This is a genomic window from Stenotrophomonas sp. PI_27 (assembly GCF_027854495.1).
GTDB classification, from domain to species: domain Bacteria; phylum Pseudomonadota; class Gammaproteobacteria; order Xanthomonadales; family Xanthomonadaceae; genus Stenotrophomonas; species Stenotrophomonas pavanii.
In genome coordinates, this window is sequence record NZ_JAJNOF010000001.1 from 340,608 (window position 1) to 358,182 (window position 17,575).

Here is a 17,575-nt window from a genome sequence, read left to right on the forward strand (position 1 = left end):
GCGCGATCAGCCGCCGCGGCGCAGGCGCTCTTCGATGGCGAAGCACTGGTCCGGCTTCGGCTGCGGCGGGTTGAAGCTGACCGGCACCTGGATGGTGGCCGGTACCGGCTGGCCGTTGCGGGTCGCGGCCTTGAACTGCCAGCCCTGCACCGCGGTCCTGGCCAGTTCGTCCAGCTGCGGGTTGCCGGCGCCGGTGAGCAGGGCGACCTCGCTCGGCTTGCCGTCGGTACCGATGGTCACCTTGAAGGTGCTGGTGCCACCCACGCCCATGCAGGCCAGTTCCAGCGGGTACTGCGGCGGCGGCGTCTTCACCGCTGCGACTTCGGTCGGCGCGGGCGGTGGCGGTGCCGGCGGTTCGGACGCGCCACAGCCGGCCAGGCCGGTCGCAGCGATCAGGGACAGGCTCAGCAAACGTACGTTCATGGCAGTTGCTCCGTCAGGGCCGAAGTCTTGGCCGCGCAGATGAAGTCGTTCTCGCTCAGCCCGCCCACATCGTGGGTGGAGAAGCGCACGACCGCGCGGTCGTAGTGCACGCCCAGGTCCGGGTGGTGGTCCTCGCGGTGGGCGATCCAGGCCAGCGCGTTCACGAAGGCCATGGTGGCGTAGTAGTCCTTGAAGCGGAAGGTACGCGACAGGGCCTGGCCACCCTCGCTCAGCTCCCAGCCGGGAACCTGCGGCAGCAGTTCGGCCAGGCGGGCTTCGCCGAGCTTGTGGTCGCTGCCTTTGCGCGGCACGCAACGGGCCTGGGCCAGTGGAATCAGGTCGGCCATGGGAATCTCCACCTCGTGTTGACTGAACAATGCGCCGGACGGTGTATAAACCGAATGAGCGGCTGACGCTTACTTGGCTAGAATAGCCTGATGATCCAGATCTCCGACACTGCCCAGACCCACTTCCGCAAGTTGATCGAACGCGAGGGCGTGCCCGGCATGGGCGTGCGCCTGAGCGCGGTCGACCCCGGCACGCCGCGCGCCGACGCCCGGCTCGAATTTGCCGAACCGACCGACCTGCTGGGTGACGAGTGGGCAGTGGACTGCGATGGGTTCACCCTGTATGTCGATGCCGGCAGCGTAGGCTGGCTTGATGGCGCCGAGATCGACATCGTCGCCGGCACCGCCGGCACCCAGCAGCTGACCATCAAGGCGCCGCGCATCAAGGGTGAAGCACCCGGCGATGCGGCATCACTGGTCGAGCGCGTGCACTGGGTGGTGGAGAACGAAGTCAATCCGCAGCTGGCCTCGCATGGCGGCAAGGTCGCCGTGCAGGAAGTCTCGGCCGATGGCGTGGTGCTGCTGCGCTTCGGCGGTGGCTGCCAGGGCTGTGGCATGGCCGATGTGACGCTGAAGCAGGGCATCGAAAAGACGCTGATGGGCCGCGTACCCGGCGTGACCGCCGTGCGCGACGCGACCGACCACGACAGCGGCCACGCGCCGTACATCCCGCGCGACAACGTCGCCTGATCGCCGACGCGTGCCTCTGACCCGGGCCGAGCAACTCATCAATCTGCTGCTGGCGCGCCAGCAGCCCCGCGCCGTCCTCGAGAAGACCACGCGCCTGCCTTATGGCTGGGCGCTGTGGCTGCGCTCGCTGGGGCCGCTGCCGCGGCCGCACCACGCGCGCGACGTGATCGCGGTATTGCTGCCCCGGCCGTTGCCGGGGCCACCCGGTCAATCGCCGCAGCTGTCGCCGTGGCAGGCGCTGCGCCGCTTGTTCTGGCAGGACTGGGACGCCGCGCCGCGCGACCAGCGCTGGATGCGCTGGCTCTCGGCAGTGGCCAGCGCGCTGCTGCACCTGCTGTTCTTCATGCTGTTGCTGTGGGTGGCGGTGATCCGTACCAGCGCGCCGCAGGACGAGGGCACCGAAGGCGAGCGCGTGCAGGTGGAATTCGTCGGCCGCGCCACGCAGGAGGGCGGCGGCGACCAGCCGGGTGCCGAGGCCGCCGAGGCCGTACCGGCCGGTCAGGTTGCGGCCGGGCAGGAGGCGGGCGCTGCGACGGCGCCTGCGCCGCGTCCGCTGGCGGCCGAAGCCGCCAGCGCGTCCCCCGCGTCGGCACCTGCCGCGAGCGTTCCGCCGCCGCCGGCCGAAGCCGAGCCGGCGCCGGTTGCCGCGCCGCCGCCTTCACCGGTGCAGGCCACCGAAGTGGCGCAGGCCAGCACGGATTTCGTGGTACCGCCGGTCAGCGTGCCCCGCACCGAGGTCAGCGTCGTACCGCGCGACAACACGCCCAGCGTGCGCGAGCGCAGCATTCAACCGGTGCAGGCGCCTCCGGCACCGACCGCAGTGCGCACCCCGGAGCTGGCCGTGCGCGCACCGCAGGTGCGTGACATCCAGGTGCGCGAACGCGAAGTCAGCACGGTTGACGCGCCCGTCGCGCCCCAACCGCTGCGCAACGCTGAAGTGCAGGTGCGCGTGCCGCAGCGGGACGTGCAGGTGCGCGAACGCGAAGTGCAGGCCGTGGCCGATCCGCAGGTGCGGATGGCGGCGGTGGCCGGACGTGAGCCGGCCGTACGCGCGCCCAGCGGACGCGACGTGCAGGTACGGGAACGTCAGGTGCCCTCGGCACCGGCCGTGGCGCCCGCCGTCTCCAGCGGCAGCGCCACGTCGACACCCGCCGCTGCGGCCGAGGGCAGCGCGGCGCAGGCGAGCCGCAGCACGCGACCGGTGGCCTCCAGCAGTACGCCGACAGCCGCAGGCGAACGTCCTGCCCCCGATCCCGGCAACTGGGCGACACCTGCCAAGGGCGATGACTGGGGGGCATCCAGCCGCAACCGCGAGGGCAGCAGCGACGGTGCCCGCCAGGCAAGCGCCGCCGGCCGGGGCAATGGCCTGTTCAATGCCGATGGCAGCGTGCGTGTACCCGGCCAGGAGGGCGACGGCCATGCAGAGCGCGGCGCGCCCGGTGGTGCCAACGATGGCTGGAGCAAGGAGCGCATCGCGCAGTCCGGCACCTGGCTGAAGCGCCCGCCGTACGACTACACGCCGACCTCGTTCGACAAGTACTGGGTACCGCAGGAATCGTTGCTGGCCGAGTGGGTGCGCAAGGGGGTCAAGGCCATGGAGATTCCATTGCCGGGCACCAACACCAGGATCTCCTGCGTCATTTCGATCCTGCAGGCCGGTGGCGGCTGTGGCCTGACCAACCCCAACATGCAGGACCAGCCGGCCGTGGCACGACCGCCGCCGGACATCCCGTTCAAGAAGGAACTGCAGGAAGACAACGGCAGCCGCTAGGACGGCGCATCCACGCAGGGCGTGGATCTACTGTGCATCCAGCTGCGCCGGGTGGACCCACGCCATGCGTGGATGATCCATGGGCGGCACGCCCATGCCGACCAGGGTCGGCCTCCATCAGGGCGTTGCCCTTACGCGCTCTGCGACAGGAACACCCAGAACGGCACGTCGCGGCCGAGCCAGTCGCGGCTGGTCTCGTCCATCACGTCCAGCAGGGTGTCGAAGTCCTTCGCTGCGCCGGCGCGCAGCGCATCCACGTCGGCCAGGAACAGCGCATAGCCGGCGGCCGGCAGCCACTGCAGGTCGCGCAGATTGTCCGACAGTGCATCCCAGTTGCCGCCGAAACCGGCGGGGAAATCCAGCTGCGCCGCCAACCGGGCGAGCAGCGTGCGCTTGTCGGCGACGTTTTCCAGATCGATGCGGATCACCTTCAGGCCGGCATCGCGCATCGCGGCGGCCAGTGCGCCGATGTCGTCGCTGTCGATGGCATACACGCCGGCATTGTTGATGTCATGCAGGCCGAGGCCGAAATCATCATGGCTCATCACTGCGCTCCCTGGGCCGGTACGGTGAAGCTGCGGAATGACGCGTAATGGTCGTCGGTGTAGTACCACGCTTCCGGCGGATCGCCGCCGGTGACGATGCGGCGCGTGCCGCGGGTGCGTGCGCCGGGGGTGTCGACGGTGTATTCGCGGTAGTAGCCGCGTGCCCGCTGCGGCAGCTGCTGCTCGCGGTTGCCGAAGGTGCTGCCGTCCTGGCGGTGGGGGAAGGGGCCGCCACGCTGGATCAGGGCGATGGTCGCGCGTGCTTCGGCAGGCAGGAACGCGGGCAGGCCGCTGGCCCCGCTGGTCGAGGCGGGCGCGGTAGCGCGCGCGGTGGGCGTGCCCTGCAGGTCGGGCGCGAACTGCGGCGCCGGTGGCCGTTGCAGGAAATGGTTGGCGACCAGGCCGAGCAGAAGCAGGGCGATGGCGGTGATCAGCAGCCGGGGGTTGCGCATGGGCTGGGGCGGGCGAGGGTGGTGCATGCACTGTAGCGCCTGCGCGCTGCATGGTGCATGAGGAGGTGCCGCGTCACTGCTGCGTAACAATTGCCGTCGTACTCACTGGCAGGACGCAATTTCCTTTACATCCCCCTTGGTAATCTTGCGGTCTGTCCCCATCATTCACCGCGCACCGCCCGACAACGTCGGGTGCCCTCGCAATCAGGAGATGCATCATGGCCTACACCCTGCCCAAGCTGTCCTACGCCTACGACGCGCTGGAGCCGCATATCGACGCGGCGACGATGGAAATCCATCACACCAAGCATCACCAGACCTACATCAACAACGTCAACGCGGCGCTGGAAGGCACCGAGTACGCTGACCTGCCGGTCGAAGAGCTGGTGAAGAAGCTCAAGTCGCTGCCGGAGAACCTGCAGGGCCCGGTGCGCAACAACGGTGGTGGCCACGCCAACCACTCGCTGTTCTGGACCGTGATGGCGCCCAATGCCGGCGGCAACCCGGTGGGCGACGTGGCCAAGGCCATCGACAAGGACCTGGGCGGTTTCGACAAGTTCAAGGATGCCTTCACCAAGGCCGCGCTGACCCGTTTCGGCAGCGGCTGGGCGTGGCTGAGCGTGACCCCCGACAAGAAGGTCGTGGTCGAGAGCACCGGCAACCAGGACAGCCCGCTGATGGAAGGCAACACCCCCATCCTCGGCCTGGACGTGTGGGAACACGCGTACTACCTGAAGTACCAGAACCGCCGCCCGGAGTACATCGGCGCGTTCTTCAACGTCATCGACTGGAACGAAGTCGAGCGCCGTTACCAGGAAGCGATCGCCTGATCGCAGTGACGGGATGAACGGAAAAGGCCGGGGGAGACCCCGGCCTTTTCTGTTGCAGCAGTCGTTCGGTAGTGCCGGCCGCTGGCCGGCAACCGTGCGGTACCGGGGGAGCCGGCCAGCGGCTGGCACTACCTATTCCGCGGTGGCCGTATTGCCTTGCAGGCGCAACGTGGCCATCACGCCCAGGCGCAGCCCGGGCAGGTCGCCGTCGGCCGGCAGCAGGATCGGCTGCTGGCGGATCCCGTCGAAATGTTTGACCTGGAACAGCACATCCAGTCCGTGGCCGGTGCTGCCCCCGCCATTGGCCGCGGCCGCCTCGGGCCGGCCGCCAGGATTGCGCCGGGCCGGTTGGAATCCCGGCGTGCTGCGCACCAGTTCCACGGTCGCTGCAGAGAAGTCGCCGGCGATCAGGCTGGGCATGCCTTCGGCGGTGGCGCCGATCCAGGTCATCAGGTCGCTGGTCTGGTGCTGGCGGGCGGTGGCCTCGTCCGGCTCCGGGCGCAGCCGCGCCACATAGACATTGACCAGCGCCTCGCCCAGCTTGAGCCGCATCATGCCGGCCGCGCTGAAGGTGCCAGGAGGATGCAGCAGGGTCACCCCGTCTTCGCTGACCGGTAGCCGGGTCAGCATTGCGTTGCCATGCCGCAGCGGCTGGCTGGGCGGATCGGCGGTGACGAAGTCGCAGCTGTAGCGCAGCCGGCTGGCCAGCCAGCAGGCCGGATTGCGGCCCTGCTGCTGCAGTACCTGCTGCACCGAGATCACGTCCGGCTGCAGTTCGGTCAGCAGTTGTGCGACCTGCTCACGGCGCTGCTTCCATTGCGCATCGTCACGGCTGGGCAGTTCCAGTGCGGCCACGGTCAGTTGCCGTGAGCCGTTGCCGCTGGCGGCGGTGGCCGCTGCCTGCGGGCGTGCCTGTGCCTGCAACGCCAGCAGCAGCGCGAAACAGCTGAGCAGGAGGCGGGCGTGGGCGAGGGGGCGCATAACGATAAGTTTACGCTTTTGCCGTGCAGGTGCCGTGACTTCCGGCAGGGCCGGGATCGCCTGCCACGGATTGGCACCGTTGTCATGCAGCCCTGCAGCGTGCCTGGCGCGCCCCGGTTCCGGTAACCTTGCGCCTTTCGCTTTGCAGGAATGCCCTACAGGATGAGCCACGACGCAGTCGCCCCCATCGCCGGCCAAGGAAAGATGCCGCGCCAGATTCCGTACATCATCGGCAATGAGGCCTGCGAGCGGTTCAGTTTCTACGGGATGCGCAACATCCTGGTGCAGTTCCTGATCACCTCGCTGCTGCTGCAGGAAATCACTGCGGAAGGCCGTGCCGGTGAAGCCAAGGACATCATGCACAGCTTCATGATCGGCGTGTATTTCTTCCCGCTGCTCGGTGGCTGGCTGGCCGACCGGTTCTTCGGCAAGTACCACACCATCCTCTGGTTCAGCCTGGTCTACTGCGCCGGCCACCTGTGCCTGGCGCTGTTCGAGAACAGCCGCGAGGGCTTCTTCCTCGGCCTGGGCCTGATCGCGCTCGGTGCCGGCGGCATCAAGCCGCTGGTGGCTTCGTTCATGGGTGACCAGTTCGACCAGAGCAACAAGCACCTGGCCAAGATCGTCTTCGACGCCTTCTACTGGATCATCAACTTCGGCTCGCTGTTCGCCTCGCTGCTGATCCCGCTGGTGCTGAAGAACTGGGGCCCGCAGTGGGCGTTCGGTATCCCCGGCATCCTGATGTTCATCGCCACCTTCGTGTTCTGGCTGGGCCGCAAGCGTTACGTGCTGGTGCCGCTGCCGCCGAAGGATCCGCATTCGTTCGCCAACGTGGTGCGCACGGCGCTGACCGCACGCGTGGCCGGCCAGGGCCGCCCGGGCCTGGTGATCGCCGTGCTTGGCCTGGTGCTGGCGGCGGCCTCGTTCGCCCTGGTCGGCTCGCTGGGCATCGTGATCTGCCTGTGCCTGGCGCTGGTGGCCATCCTCGCCGGCATCGGCGGCGGCACCTGGCTGCAGCTGGACCGCGCCCGTGGCCAGCATCCGGCCGAAGCCGTGGAGGGCGTGCGCTCGGTGCTGCGGGTGCTGGTGATCTTCGCGCTGACCACGCCGTTCTTCTCGCTGTTCGACCAGAAGGCTTCGACCTGGGTGCTGCAGGGCCAGCAGATGCAGATGCCGAGCTGGTTCACCGCCTCGCAGATGCAGGCACTGAACCCGCTGCTGGTGATGATCCTGATTCCGTTCAACAATCTGGTGCTGTATCCGGCGCTGCGCCGCTTCGGCTTCGAGCCGACCGCACTGCGCCGCATGACCGCCGGCATCGCCTTCAGCGGCCTGGCCTGGATCGTGGTCGGCGGCATCCAGGTGGTGATGGACGGCGGCAACGCCATGTCGATCTTCTGGCAGATGCTGCCGTACGCGCTGCTGACCTTCGGTGAGGTGCTGGTCTCGGCCACCGGCCTGGAATTCGCCTACAGCCAGGCGCCGCAGGCCATGAAGGGCGTGGTGATGAGCTTCTGGAACCTGACCACCACCATCGGCAACCTGTGGGTGCTGCTGTCCAACGCCGCCGTGCGCAACGACACCGTGACCCACCAGATCGCCGGTACAGGGCTGAGCGAGGCGGCCTTCCTGATGTTCTTCTTCGCCGGCTTCGCCTTCGTCGCGGCGTTGGCCTTCGGTTGGTACGCGAAACGCTATCGTATGGTCGACAACTACCGCAGGGCCTGAGCCTGACATGACCCCCGTCAATCTGCTGTTGATCGCCGTCACCGCCATCCTGTCGTGGATGGCGTTCAACAACCGCAAGCTGGCCGACCGCCTGATCCTGTGGCCGCCCGCTATCGACCGTCACCGCCAGTACGACCGGCTGGTGACCTATGGCTTCATCCACGCCGACTGGTCGCACCTGATCTTCAACATGATCACCCTGTTCTTCTTCGGGGGATTCATCGAGAGCGTGATGGTGCAGCTGACCGGCAGCTACCTGACCTACCCGGCGTTCTACATCGGTGCGCTGCTGGTCTCGATCCTGCCCAGCTACCTGAAGAACCAGAAGAACCCGAACTACCTCAGCCTCGGAGCGTCCGGGGCGGTGTCGGCGGTGCTGTTCGCCTTCATCCTGATCAAGCCGTGGTCGATCATCCTGGTGTTCTTCATCCCGGCACCGGCGATCATCTATGCCGCGTTCTACGTCGGCTACAGCATCTGGATGGACAAGCGCGGCGGCGACCGCATCAACCACAGCGCGCACCTGGCGGGCGCGGCGTTCGGCGTGATCTTCATGCTGGCCATGCAGCCGAGCATCTTCAACCACTTCCTGCGCGAACTCTCCAACCCGACCTTCCGCCTCGGCGGCGGTTGAGGAAGCCGGGGTCGGATCCATCGATCCGACCCCGCGCAAGGCGGCAGCCGGCCCGGGCTCAGACCGCCGTCTGCTGGCCGTAGGTATCCAGCAGGCGGGCGAACACTTCCTCGCCGATACGCTGGAAATCCTGGTCCTCGGTCTGCCCTTCCACCGCCAGTTGCAGCAGGCCCTCCAGCAGGGCGCGGTCGGTATCGGTATGGGAATTGCTGGCGTGCATGGGAAGCTCCACGGTGGTGCGCAGGGTCAAGGATCGCAAGGGTCGTGCCAGCCCGGCCGTATCCCTCCACAGGCGATAGCGGCCGGCGGCCCTCCAGCTTGAGGGTCGAAAACTGACGTGAATGGACTGGACTTGCCCCTGTTCAGGCTTCACGCGATCATGGCGCCCGGCTGCGCACCATCCACGCAGTCGCCGCAGGAGACAGTTCCATGGCTTCGGTCACGCCCCCCGGTCTGGCCTACGAGGTCGAACATGACCTGGCCAACCACCGCTTCACCGCCCGTGTGCGAGGACAGCTGGCGGTGCTGGACTACCAGATCAAGCGCAAGCGCATGGTCATCACCCACACCGAGGTGCCCGAGCCGATCGCTGGCCGCGGCATCGCCGGTGAGCTGACCCGTGTGGCACTGCGTTTCGCCCGTGAGCAGAAGTACAAGGTGGTGCCGGCATGTTCCTATGCCGAGGCCTTCCTGCAGCGGCACGAGGAGTACCACGACCTGCTCGCTGGCTGAATGCCAGCGGGTCACGCTTCAGCCAGGGCAGGCGATGATGTACAAACATGAACAGGGGATCCCGATGAAGATTGGAAACAACCGGCCATTGCACGGCAGCGTGCTGGCCGGCGTGGTGGGCGTGCTGTTGCTGGCCGGTTGCCAGCGTGAAAGCGAGCCGGCACCGGCGACCGACGCGGCTCCTGCCGCCGAGGCGACGGCCGCGGGCGAAACGCCGGCCACGGAAGCAGCGCTGGACCTGCGCGACGTGATCGAGAACAACGAGCGCGAAGTGGTGGGTATCAGTTACCCGGCGGGCATCGACCGTTATCCGGGCCTGGCCCGCGCGCTGCAGAGCTATGCGACCAGTGCGCGCAGTGACCTGCAGCAGGCGCTGGACGGGCTGGGCAACGACAAGCCGACCATGCCCTACGAACTGTCGCTGAGTTTCGAGAAGCTGCTGGAAACCCCGCAGCTGGTGGTGGTCAGTGCCGATGGCAGCCGTTATACCGGTGGCGCCCACGGCGAGCCGCTGGTGGCGCGCTTTGTGTGGTTGCCGCAGCAGCAGCAGATGCTCAGTGCCGAAAAGCTGGTGGCCGACGCCAAGGGCTGGAAGGCGATCAGCGATTTCGTCGCCGACCAGCTGCGCGAACGCGTGGCCACCCGCCTCAGCGGCGAGGACATGGATCCGGCCCAGCTGCAGGAATCGCTGCGCAACGCGTCACGCATGATCGCCGACGGTACCGGGCCGCAGGCCGACAATTTCAGCCAGTTCCAGCCGTTGACCAACGACAAGGGGCAGATCACCGCGCTGCGCTTTGTGTTCCCGCCGTACCAGGTGGGGCCATACTCGGATGGCACCCAGACCGCCGACGTACCGGCGGCGGTGCTGTTGCCGCACGTGGCCAAGGACTACGTGGAGCTGTTCGCACGCGGTTGACCGCAGTCGAGGAGGTGGCGTGGATACAGGGTTGCAGGAGCGGGTCGCCGGCCTGCTCCACCAAGCCGGGGTCCGCATCGGCGGCACCCAGCCCCAAGACATCCAGGTACATGACCCACGCTTCTTCGCGCGGGTCATGGGCCAGGGCTCGCTCGGCCTCGGCGAGAGCTACATGGACGGCTGGTGGGACGCCAACGTCCTGGATGAATTCCTGGTCCACCTGATGCAGGCGCACCTGGACGAACGGGTGCACGGCTGGCGCGAAGTGGCCGATGCGCTGAAGGCGCGCCTGTTCAACCTGCAGGCCGGGCAGGGCAGCTACGAGGTCGGCCGCCGCCACTACGACCTCGGCAACGATCTCTACCAGGCCATGCTGGGCCAGCGGCTGGTCTACAGCTGCGGCTACTGGCGCCATGCCGGTGACCTGGATGCCGCGCAGGAAGCAAAGCTTGATCTGGTCTGCCGCAAGCTGGGGCTGCGCCCGGGCCAGCGCGTGCTGGACATCGGCTGCGGTTGGGGCGAAGCCCTGAAGTTCGCGGCCGAGCGCTACGGTGTCAGCGGCGTGGGCGTGACGATTTCGCAGGAGCAGGCCGAGTTCGCGCGGCAGTTGTGCGCGGGCCTGCCGATCGAGATCCGCCTGCAGGACTACCGTGAACTGGATGAGCCGTTCGATGCGATCTTCTCGATCGGCATGTTCGAGCACGTCGGGGACAAGAATTACGCAAGCTTCTTCGAGGTGGCCAAACGCTGCCTGTCGCCGCGCGGGTTGCTGCTGCTGCATACCATCGGCACCAACATCTCGCGGCATCGCACCGATCCGTGGATCGCGCGCTACATCTTCCCCAATTCGATGCTGCCGTCGGCGGTGCAGATCACCCGGGCGTTCGAAGGCCGTTTCGTGCTGGAGGACTGGCACAACTTCGGCACCGACTACGACCTGACCCTGCAGGCCTGGCGGCGTAACGTGGAAGCGGCGTGGCCGCAGCTGGATGCGCGCTACGACGAGCACTTCCGGCGCATGTGGCGTTTCTACCTGGCCGGGTCGATGGCCACCTTCCGCTGCCGCCATGCGCAGTTGTGGCAGCTGGTGCTGTCGCCGGAAGGCGTACCGGGTGGGTACGTGGCGCCGCGCTGAAGCCAGCGCGGGGGCGGAGACCCCGGGGTCAGATCCCTTTTCGCAGAAAAGGGCTCTGACCCCAATCACAACAAAAAAAACCGCCCGGTCTCCCGGGCGGTTTCCGTTTCAGGCCGGTACGCGGGCGATCAGTTGCCAGCGCCGGTCAGGCCACGCTTTTCCAGCAGCGGTTCGATCTGCGGCTCGTGGCCGGCGAAATCGCGGAACAGCTGCATCGCATCGACGCTGCCGCCCTTGGACAGCAGCGTGGCGCGGAAGTGGTCGCCGTTCTTGCGGCTCAGGCCGCCATTGTCCTTGAACCACTTCTGGGTGTTGGCGTCGAGCACTTCCGACCAGATGTAGGCGTAGTAGCCGGCCGAGTAGCCGCCCATGATGTGGCTGAAGTACGGCGTCTTGTAGCGCGGCGGCACCGGCGCGTAGTAGATGCCGTCCTTCTCCAGCGCGGCGCGCTCGAAGGCCATCACGTCCTTGGCGGCCGGCACCTGGTCCGGGCCGATCTGGTGCCAGTTCTGGTCCAGCATCGCCGCGCCCAGGTATTCGGTGGTGGCAAAGCCCTGGTTGAATTTCGAGGCGGCAATCACCTTGTCCAGCAGGGCCTGCGGCATCGCGCTGCCGTTCTGGTAGTGCTTGGCATAGTTCTTCAGGATGACCGGGTTGTCCGCCCACATTTCGTTGACCTGCGAGGGGAACTCGACGAAGTCACGCGGCACCGAGGTGCCGGAGAAGTAGGGGTACTTCACGTTGGAGAACATGCCATGCAGTGCGTGGCCGAACTCATGGAACGTGGTGCTCACTTCATCCCAGGTCAGCAGGGTCGGCTGGCCGGCCGGCGGCTTCGGGATGTTCAGGTGGTTGGCCACCACCGGCTTGAAGCCGGTCAGCTTCGACTGCGAGACGTACGAGTTCATCCACGCACCGCCACGCTTGGACGCACGTGCATACGGGTCGAAGATGAAGATCGCCAGCTGGCTGCCATCGGCGTCGAACACATCGTAGACGGTGACGTCGTCGTGGTAGACCGGCAGGTCGGTGCGCTGCTTGAAGGTCAGGCCGAATTCCTGGCCGGCCGCGTAGAACACGCCGTTCTCCAGCACGTTCTTCAGTTCGAAGTACGGCTTCAGCTGCGACTCGTCGAAGTTGTACTTGGCCTGGCGCACCTTCTCGCTGTAGAAGGCCCAGTCCCACGGTTCCAGCTTGAACGTCGGCTTGCCGGCCGCCTTCTGTTCCTGGTCGATCATCGCCTGCAGGTCGGCGGCCTCACGCTTGGCGTTGGCCACTGCGGCCGGGGCCAGCTTGCCCAGCATCGCGTTGACCGCTTCGGGGGTCTTGGCGGTCTGGTTGGTCAGGTTGTAGGCGGCGAAGTTCGGGAAGCCCATCAGCTTGGCCTTGTCCGCGCGCAGCTGCATGATGCGCGAGACCAGCGCGGTGTTGTCGAACTCGCCACCACGGCTGCCACGGCTGACCGAGGCTTCATAGATCTTCTGGCGCAGGGCGCGGTTGGCCAGGTTGGTCAGCGGCGGCTGGCCGGTGGTGTTGAGCAGGGTGATCACGTACTTGCCGTCCTGGCCACGGGCCTTGGCGGCTTCGGCGGCGGCGGCGATCTGCTCCTTGGACAGGCCGGCCAGTTCCTTGACGTCGTCGACGGTGATCGCCGAAGCGTTCACTTCCGACTGCACGTTCTGGCTGAACTTGGTGCCCAGGTTGGCCAGTTCGGCATTCATGTCCTTCAGCTTGGCCTTGTCGGCCTCGGACAGCTTGGCGCCGGCGCGCACGTAGTTGTCGTAGTACTTCTCGACCAGGCGCACGCCTTCGGCGTCCAGGCCCAGGGTGGAGCGGCTGTCGTACAGCGCCTGGATGCGGGCGAACAGCTTGCCGTTCAGCGCGATCGCATCGCTGTGCGCAGCGAACCTGGCCGAGTAGTCGGCCTGCAGCTTCTTGCGGGTGTCGTTGGTGTCGGCGCCGACCAGGCTGAAGAACACGGTGGTCGCGCGGTCGAGCACATCACCGCTCTTTTCCAGGGCGATGATGGTGTTGTCGAAGGTCGGCTTGGCCTTGTTGTTGGCGATCGCCTCCACTTCCTTCAGCTGCTGTGCCATGCCGGCATCGAAGGCCGGGGCGAAGTCGCTGTCCTTGATCTTGTCGAACTGCGGGAAGTGCAGCGGCAGCGGGCTTTCGGCGAAGAACGGGTTGGCCTGCTGGGCGGCGGTGCTGGCAGCCGGGGTGGCGGCGCCGGCCGAGAAGGCGGGCAGGGCAAGGCCGAGGGACATGGCCACGGCAAGGGCAAGGCGGGTGGTCAAGGCAGGAACTCCGGTAAGGCAAACAAGGGCCCGAGGGTAACCCGGCCGGCGCCGCCCGCACTTGTGTCAAAAGGCATGTTGCCGGGGCCGGGCGCGGGTACCATGCATTCTCCGCCCACGGCCTGCTGCCATGACCACTGCCTACGATTTCAGCTTCCGCGACCTCGACGGCCAGCCGCACGCCCTGGCCCGCTACCAGGGCCATCCGTTGCTGCTGGTCAACGTCGCCAGCCGCTGTGGCTTCACCCCGCAATACACCGGGCTGGAGCAGCTGTGGCAGGAGTATCGCGAGCGTGGCCTGGTGGTGATCGGCTTCCCGTGCAACCAGTTCGGCGCGCAGGAGCCCGGTGACGCCGCGCAGATCCGCCAGTTCTGTTCGCTGGACTATCCGGTCAGCTTCCCGCTGTCGGAGAAGATCGAGGTCAACGGTGAAGGCGCCGATCCGCTGTGGGCATGGCTGTCACGCCAGAAACGCGGCCTGCTCGGCAGTGCCCGCATCAAGTGGAATTTCAGCAAGTTCCTGGTCGACCGCCAGGGGCAGGTGGTGTCGCGGCATGCGCCCACCACCCGGCCGGAGCAGCTGCGCGGCGAGATTGAAGCGCTGCTGTGAGGTAGTGCCGGCCGCTGGCCGGCAACCCCGTGGGCCAGGAAGCGCCGGCCACTGGCCGGCACTCCCGTTGCAGCATCATTTCTCGACGAACGCGCGCTCGAACACGTAGTGGCCCGGCTGGCCGATCCGCGGCGATACCTGGAAGCCCCGGGCGTCGAGCACGGTACGGAGGTCGGCGAGCATCTGCGGGCTGCCGCAGATCATCGCGCGGTCGTTTTCCGGGCTCAGTTCCGGCAGGCCGAGGGTGCGCTGCATCTGGCCGCTTTCCATCAGCGAGGTCAGGCGGCCCTGGTTGGCGAACGGCTCGCGGGTGACGGCCGGGTAGTACAGCAGCTTGTCGCCGATCATGTCGCCGAGGAACTCGTGCTCCCGCAGTTCCTTCTCGAAGTAATCGCGATAGGCCAGGTCCTTTTCGTAGCGCACGCCGTGGCAGAGGATCACCTTCTCGAAGCGCTCATAGGTTTCCGGGTCCTTGATCACCGACAGCCACGGCGCCAGGCCGGTGCCGGTGCCCAGCAGGTACAGATTCCTGCCGGGGTGCAGGTCGCTGATCAGCAGGGTGCCGGTGGGCTTCTTGCCGACCAGCACCTTGTCACCCGGCTTGATGTGCTGCAGGCGCGAGGTCAGCGGGCCGTCCTGCACCTTGATGCTGAAGAATTCCAGCTGCTCTTCCCAGTTGGCACTGGCGATGGAGTACGCACGCAGCAACGGGCGCGCCTCGGTTTCCAGGCCGATCATCACGAACTGGCCGTTCTCGAAGCGGAAGCCGCTGTCGCGGGTGGTGGTGAAACTGAAGTAGGCGTCGGTCCAGTGGCGGACCTCAAGCACCGTTTCGGCGCCAAAAGCGGAGGACATGGGCGTATCTATCGAAAGTCGTCGGAGGTGATTCTATCTCAAATGAGACAGGTTCTCATTGGGCGGAACGAGAGGCGTTCTCAGCGGTAACCGGCCGCCTGCAGCTCGAACAGTTCGGCGTAGCGGCCGCCCTGCGCCATCAGCTGCTCATGGGTGCCGCTGGCCTCGATGCGGCCATCGGCCAGCACCAGGATGCGGTCGGCCATGCGTACCGAGGAAAAACGGTGGGAGATCAGCACTGCGGTGCGATTATCCGCCAGTTCCCTGAACCGCTGGAACACGTCGAACTCACTGCGCGCATCCAGCGCGGCGGTGGGCTCGTCCAGGATCATCACCTGCGCGTTGCGCATCCAGGCGCGGGCAATGGCGATCTTCTGCCATTGGCCGCCGGACAGGTCCACGCCCTGCTTGAAGCGCCGGCCGATCTGCTGCGCGTAGCCACCGGGCAGATCGTCGATCACTTCCTCGGCCATGCCACGCCGTGCCGCGTCGGCGATGCGCGCCTGGTCGTCCATCGCCTCGACCTGGCCGACGCCGATGTTCTCGCCCGCGCTGAGGTTGTAGCGCACGAAATCCTGGAAGATCACCCCGAGGTTGGCACGCAGGTCGTCCAGGTCGTAGTCGCGCAGGTCGCGGCCATCGAGCAGGATGCGGCCCTCGTCCGGTTCGTACAGGCGTGCCAGCAGCTTGACCAGGGTGGTCTTGCCGGCGCCGTTCTCTCCCACCAGGGCCAGCACTTCGCCGGCGTGCAGCTGGAAATCCAGGTGGCGCACCGCCCACTGTTCGGCATCGGGATAGCGGAAGCCGACGTTCTCGAACACGAAGCCCTGGCGGATCGGCTGCGGCACGCGCACCGCCCCTTCGCGCGAGTGGATCTCCGGCTGGATCTGGAAGAACGAGAACAGGTCATCCAGGTACAGCGCCTGGCTGGCCACCTGCGAGAAGCCGATCAGCAGGCCCTCCAGCAGCTGGCGCAGGCGCAGGAAGCTGCCGGCGAGGAAGGTCAGGTCGCCGATCGTGAAGTCGCCGCGCACCGTGCGCCAGGCGATGTAGGCGTAGGCGGTGTAATAGCCCAGCGTGCCGAGCGCGGCCAGCAGCGTGCCCCAGAACGCGCGGCGCCGGGCCAGTGCGCGGTTGGCCAGGAACAGCGCCACCGACAGGCGCCGGTAGCGCTCCACCAGAAAGCGGTGCAGGTTGTAGATCTTCACTTCCTTGGCCGTTTCCACGCTGGCACCCAACTGGCGCAGGTAGTCGAGCTGGCGGCGCTCGGGCGTCCACTGGAAGTTGAGGCTGTAGCCGGCCGCATTGAAGTGCGATTCGCCGATGAAGGCCGGCACCAGTGCCAGCGCCAGCAGCAGGATCAGCCACGGCGCATAGACCAGCAGGCCGATGGCGAGGCTGGCCACGGTGATCGCATCCTGCACCTGGCCGAACAGCTGGCTCATCAGGTTCATCCGGCCCATGGTCTGGCGCCGTGCACGGTCCAGCTTGTCCTGCAGGTCCGGGTCCTCGAAGTCCTCCAGATCCAGCGTCGCGGCGTGTTCCATCAGCCGGATGCTGGTGGCGTTGGCGAACAGTTCCGAGAGCAGCGCATCGGCATAGCTGACCAGCCGGCCGAGCAGGTCCGAGGCGATGGCCAGGCCGAATTCCAGCGCCAGCAGGCCCAGCAGTGGATTGAGCAATCCGCTGGACAGCGCCTCGCCCAGTGGCGGGAAGCCGGCACCGTGCTGGCTCAGGTGCAGGGCGCTGTCGATGATCAGCTTGCCGACGTACAGCATCGCCACCGGCAGCAGCGCCCGGATCAGCCGCAGGCCAAGGCTGGCCAGGGTGAGCGCGGGGCTGGTCTGCCACACCATGCGCAGGAACGGCGGCAGGTTGCGCATCGCCTTGAAGCGCTGGCGCAGGCTGGGTTTCTTCGCGGCGGCAGCGCCAGCGGTGGGGGTAGCAGGCATGCGCGTATTGTGCGCGCCTGCTACGTGCAGAGGGGGTCAGTGCAGCCGCGTGGCCGGCACCGGGGTCAGATCCCTTTGCCACGCAAAGGGATCGACCCTCCCGCATCCACGCGTGGCGTGGACCCACCCCGCCAACCCACAGTAGCGCCGGCTTTTGATGGTGCTCTGGGCGTTGCCTCTGCGGGTCCCGGGCGGCAGCCCGGCCAGGCCCCCGTTACGGCAGCGGCGGCAGCAACCCCGCACCGAGGCGGTTCCAGGCATTGATCACCGCGATGCCCATGCTCAGGTCACTGATGCCCTTCTCATCGAAGTGCGGTGCCAGTGCATCGAACGCGGCCTGCGACGGTGCGCCGTCGGTCAGCCGGGTCAGCGCCTCGGCCCAGCCCAGTGCCGCGCGCTCGCGCGCATCGAAGAAGCGGCTTTCGTGCCAGGCCGGCAGGGTGTCCAGCTTGCGCGGCTCGATGCCGCCCTTGCGCAGGGCCGTGCCGTGCATGTCCATGCAGTAGCCGCAGCCGTTGAGCTGCGACACGCGCAGGAACACCAGTTCCATCAGGGTCGGATCGATCGAGCTGTCATGCACGGCCTGGCTGGTGGCCAGCAGGCCCTTGAAGGCCTCGGCGGCCAGGCGGATGTAGGGAACGCGGGGAGAGGTGTGGTTGGACATCGTGGGCTCC

General features: G+C 67.1%; 19 protein-coding genes. 9 read left to right on the top strand and 10 right to left on the bottom strand.

Annotated features, from left to right (window positions below):
* Positions 1–6 precede the first annotated feature (6 nt).
* Both LRM18_RS01575 and LRM18_RS01580 read right to left on the bottom strand, forming a co-directional pair.
* On the bottom strand, positions 7–423 hold the full coding sequence (locus tag LRM18_RS01575; RefSeq protein ID WP_049466835.1) for an energy transducer TonB: 417 nt from the start codon (positions 421–423) through the stop codon (positions 7–9).
* Positions 420–770 (bottom strand): 4a-hydroxytetrahydrobiopterin dehydratase, encoded by a 351-nt coding sequence (locus LRM18_RS01580; RefSeq protein WP_049466833.1) that lies wholly within the window; start codon positions 768–770, stop codon positions 420–422. The genes LRM18_RS01575 and LRM18_RS01580 overlap by 4 nt, the downstream gene beginning before the upstream one ends.
* Before the next feature lie 90 nt (positions 771–860).
* On the opposite strand from LRM18_RS01580, the gene LRM18_RS01585 reads away from it, so the two are divergent.
* Both LRM18_RS01585 and LRM18_RS01590 read left to right on the top strand, forming a co-directional pair.
* Positions 861–1,460, top strand: a complete 600-nt coding sequence (locus tag LRM18_RS01585) for an NfuA family Fe-S biogenesis protein (protein WP_053460863.1) — start codon at positions 861–863, stop codon at positions 1,458–1,460.
* A gap of 10 nt (positions 1,461–1,470) precedes the next feature.
* The gene (locus LRM18_RS01590; RefSeq protein WP_270949825.1) at positions 1,471–3,231 is read left to right on the top strand and encodes a hypothetical protein; all 1,761 of its coding nucleotides are present in this window, start codon (positions 1,471–1,473) and stop codon (positions 3,229–3,231) included.
* Between the two features lie 131 nt (positions 3,232–3,362).
* On the opposite strand, the gene LRM18_RS01595 is transcribed toward LRM18_RS01590, so the two are convergent.
* Positions 3,363–3,776, bottom strand: coding sequence for a barstar family protein (locus tag LRM18_RS01595; protein WP_049466827.1), 414 nt, complete (start codon positions 3,774–3,776; stop codon positions 3,363–3,365).
* Entirely contained in the window at positions 3,776–4,228 is a 453-nt protein-coding gene (locus LRM18_RS01600) for a ribonuclease domain-containing protein (RefSeq protein WP_270949829.1), read from the bottom strand. Before LRM18_RS01600 ends, LRM18_RS01595 begins: the two co-directional genes overlap by 1 nt.
* A gap of 218 nt (positions 4,229–4,446) precedes the next feature.
* Between LRM18_RS01600 and LRM18_RS01605 the strand changes: the two genes are divergently transcribed.
* Positions 4,447–5,058, top strand: coding sequence for a superoxide dismutase (locus LRM18_RS01605; protein ID WP_005410310.1), 612 nt, complete (start codon positions 4,447–4,449; stop codon positions 5,056–5,058).
* Between the two features lie 132 nt (positions 5,059–5,190).
* On the opposite strand, the gene LRM18_RS01610 is transcribed toward LRM18_RS01605, so the two are convergent.
* Positions 5,191–6,039 carry an endonuclease/exonuclease/phosphatase family protein gene (locus LRM18_RS01610; RefSeq protein WP_270949871.1) on the bottom strand — a complete coding sequence of 283 codons (849 nt, stop codon included), beginning with the start codon at positions 6,037–6,039 and terminating at the stop codon, positions 5,191–5,193.
* Between the two features lie 162 nt (positions 6,040–6,201).
* On the opposite strand from LRM18_RS01610, the gene LRM18_RS01615 reads away from it, so the two are divergent.
* Both LRM18_RS01615 and LRM18_RS01620 read left to right on the top strand, forming a co-directional pair.
* Positions 6,202–7,767 carry an oligopeptide:H+ symporter gene (locus LRM18_RS01615; RefSeq protein ID WP_270949873.1) on the top strand — a complete coding sequence of 522 codons (1,566 nt, stop codon included), beginning with the start codon at positions 6,202–6,204 and terminating at the stop codon, positions 7,765–7,767.
* Positions 7,768–7,774: 7 nt separating this feature from the next.
* A complete protein-coding gene (locus LRM18_RS01620) occupies positions 7,775–8,401 on the top strand; it encodes a rhomboid family intramembrane serine protease (protein ID WP_150828126.1) in 627 nt (208 codons plus the stop codon).
* A gap of 58 nt (positions 8,402–8,459) precedes the next feature.
* Here LRM18_RS01620 and LRM18_RS01625 read toward each other — a convergent pair whose 3' ends face one another.
* Positions 8,460–8,621 (bottom strand): hypothetical protein, encoded by a 162-nt coding sequence (locus LRM18_RS01625; protein ID WP_164687841.1) that lies wholly within the window; start codon positions 8,619–8,621, stop codon positions 8,460–8,462.
* 209 nt (positions 8,622–8,830) lie between these two features.
* Here LRM18_RS01625 and LRM18_RS01630 point away from each other — a divergent pair, with 209 nt between their 5' ends.
* Genes LRM18_RS01630 through cfa form a run of 3 tightly spaced genes read left to right on the top strand, consistent with a single transcriptional unit; the run spans position 8,831 to position 11,187 of the window.
* The gene (locus tag LRM18_RS01630) at positions 8,831–9,133 is read left to right on the top strand and encodes a GNAT family N-acetyltransferase (RefSeq protein ID WP_019660442.1); all 303 of its coding nucleotides are present in this window, start codon (positions 8,831–8,833) and stop codon (positions 9,131–9,133) included.
* 37 nt (positions 9,134–9,170) lie between these two features.
* Entirely contained in the window at positions 9,171–10,052 is an 882-nt protein-coding gene (locus LRM18_RS01635; RefSeq protein WP_053462553.1) for a DUF3298 and DUF4163 domain-containing protein, read from the top strand.
* 19 nt (positions 10,053–10,071) lie between these two features.
* Positions 10,072–11,187, top strand: a complete 1,116-nt coding sequence (gene cfa / locus LRM18_RS01640; protein ID WP_270949877.1) for a cyclopropane fatty acyl phospholipid synthase — start codon at positions 10,072–10,074, stop codon at positions 11,185–11,187.
* A gap of 128 nt (positions 11,188–11,315) precedes the next feature.
* Here the strand turns inward: cfa and LRM18_RS01645 are convergent, their stop codons facing one another.
* Complete coding sequence (locus LRM18_RS01645; RefSeq protein ID WP_064238869.1) at positions 11,316–13,484, bottom strand: M3 family metallopeptidase; 2,169 nt, start codon at positions 13,482–13,484, stop codon at positions 11,316–11,318.
* Between the two features lie 130 nt (positions 13,485–13,614).
* Here LRM18_RS01645 and LRM18_RS01650 point away from each other — a divergent pair, with 130 nt between their 5' ends.
* Entirely contained in the window at positions 13,615–14,094 is a 480-nt protein-coding gene (locus LRM18_RS01650; protein ID WP_154330913.1) for a glutathione peroxidase, read from the top strand.
* A 75-nt stretch (positions 14,095–14,169) separates the two neighbouring features.
* Here LRM18_RS01650 and LRM18_RS01655 read toward each other — a convergent pair whose 3' ends face one another.
* The 3 genes from LRM18_RS01655 to LRM18_RS01665 all read right to left on the bottom strand — a co-directional run bounded on the left by LRM18_RS01655 (position 14,170) and on the right by LRM18_RS01665 (position 17,565).
* Positions 14,170–14,949: a ferredoxin--NADP reductase gene (locus tag LRM18_RS01655; protein ID WP_049466808.1), complete on the bottom strand. Its 780-nt coding sequence runs from the start codon at positions 14,947–14,949 to the stop codon at positions 14,170–14,172.
* A gap of 80 nt (positions 14,950–15,029) precedes the next feature.
* On the bottom strand, positions 15,030–16,901 hold the full coding sequence (locus LRM18_RS01660) for an ABC transporter ATP-binding protein (RefSeq protein ID WP_057495276.1): 1,872 nt from the start codon (positions 16,899–16,901) through the stop codon (positions 15,030–15,032).
* 214 nt (positions 16,902–17,115) lie between these two features.
* Positions 17,116–17,565: a carboxymuconolactone decarboxylase family protein gene (locus LRM18_RS01665; RefSeq protein WP_049466804.1), complete on the bottom strand. Its 450-nt coding sequence runs from the start codon at positions 17,563–17,565 to the stop codon at positions 17,116–17,118.
* Positions 17,566–17,575 lie beyond the last annotated feature (10 nt).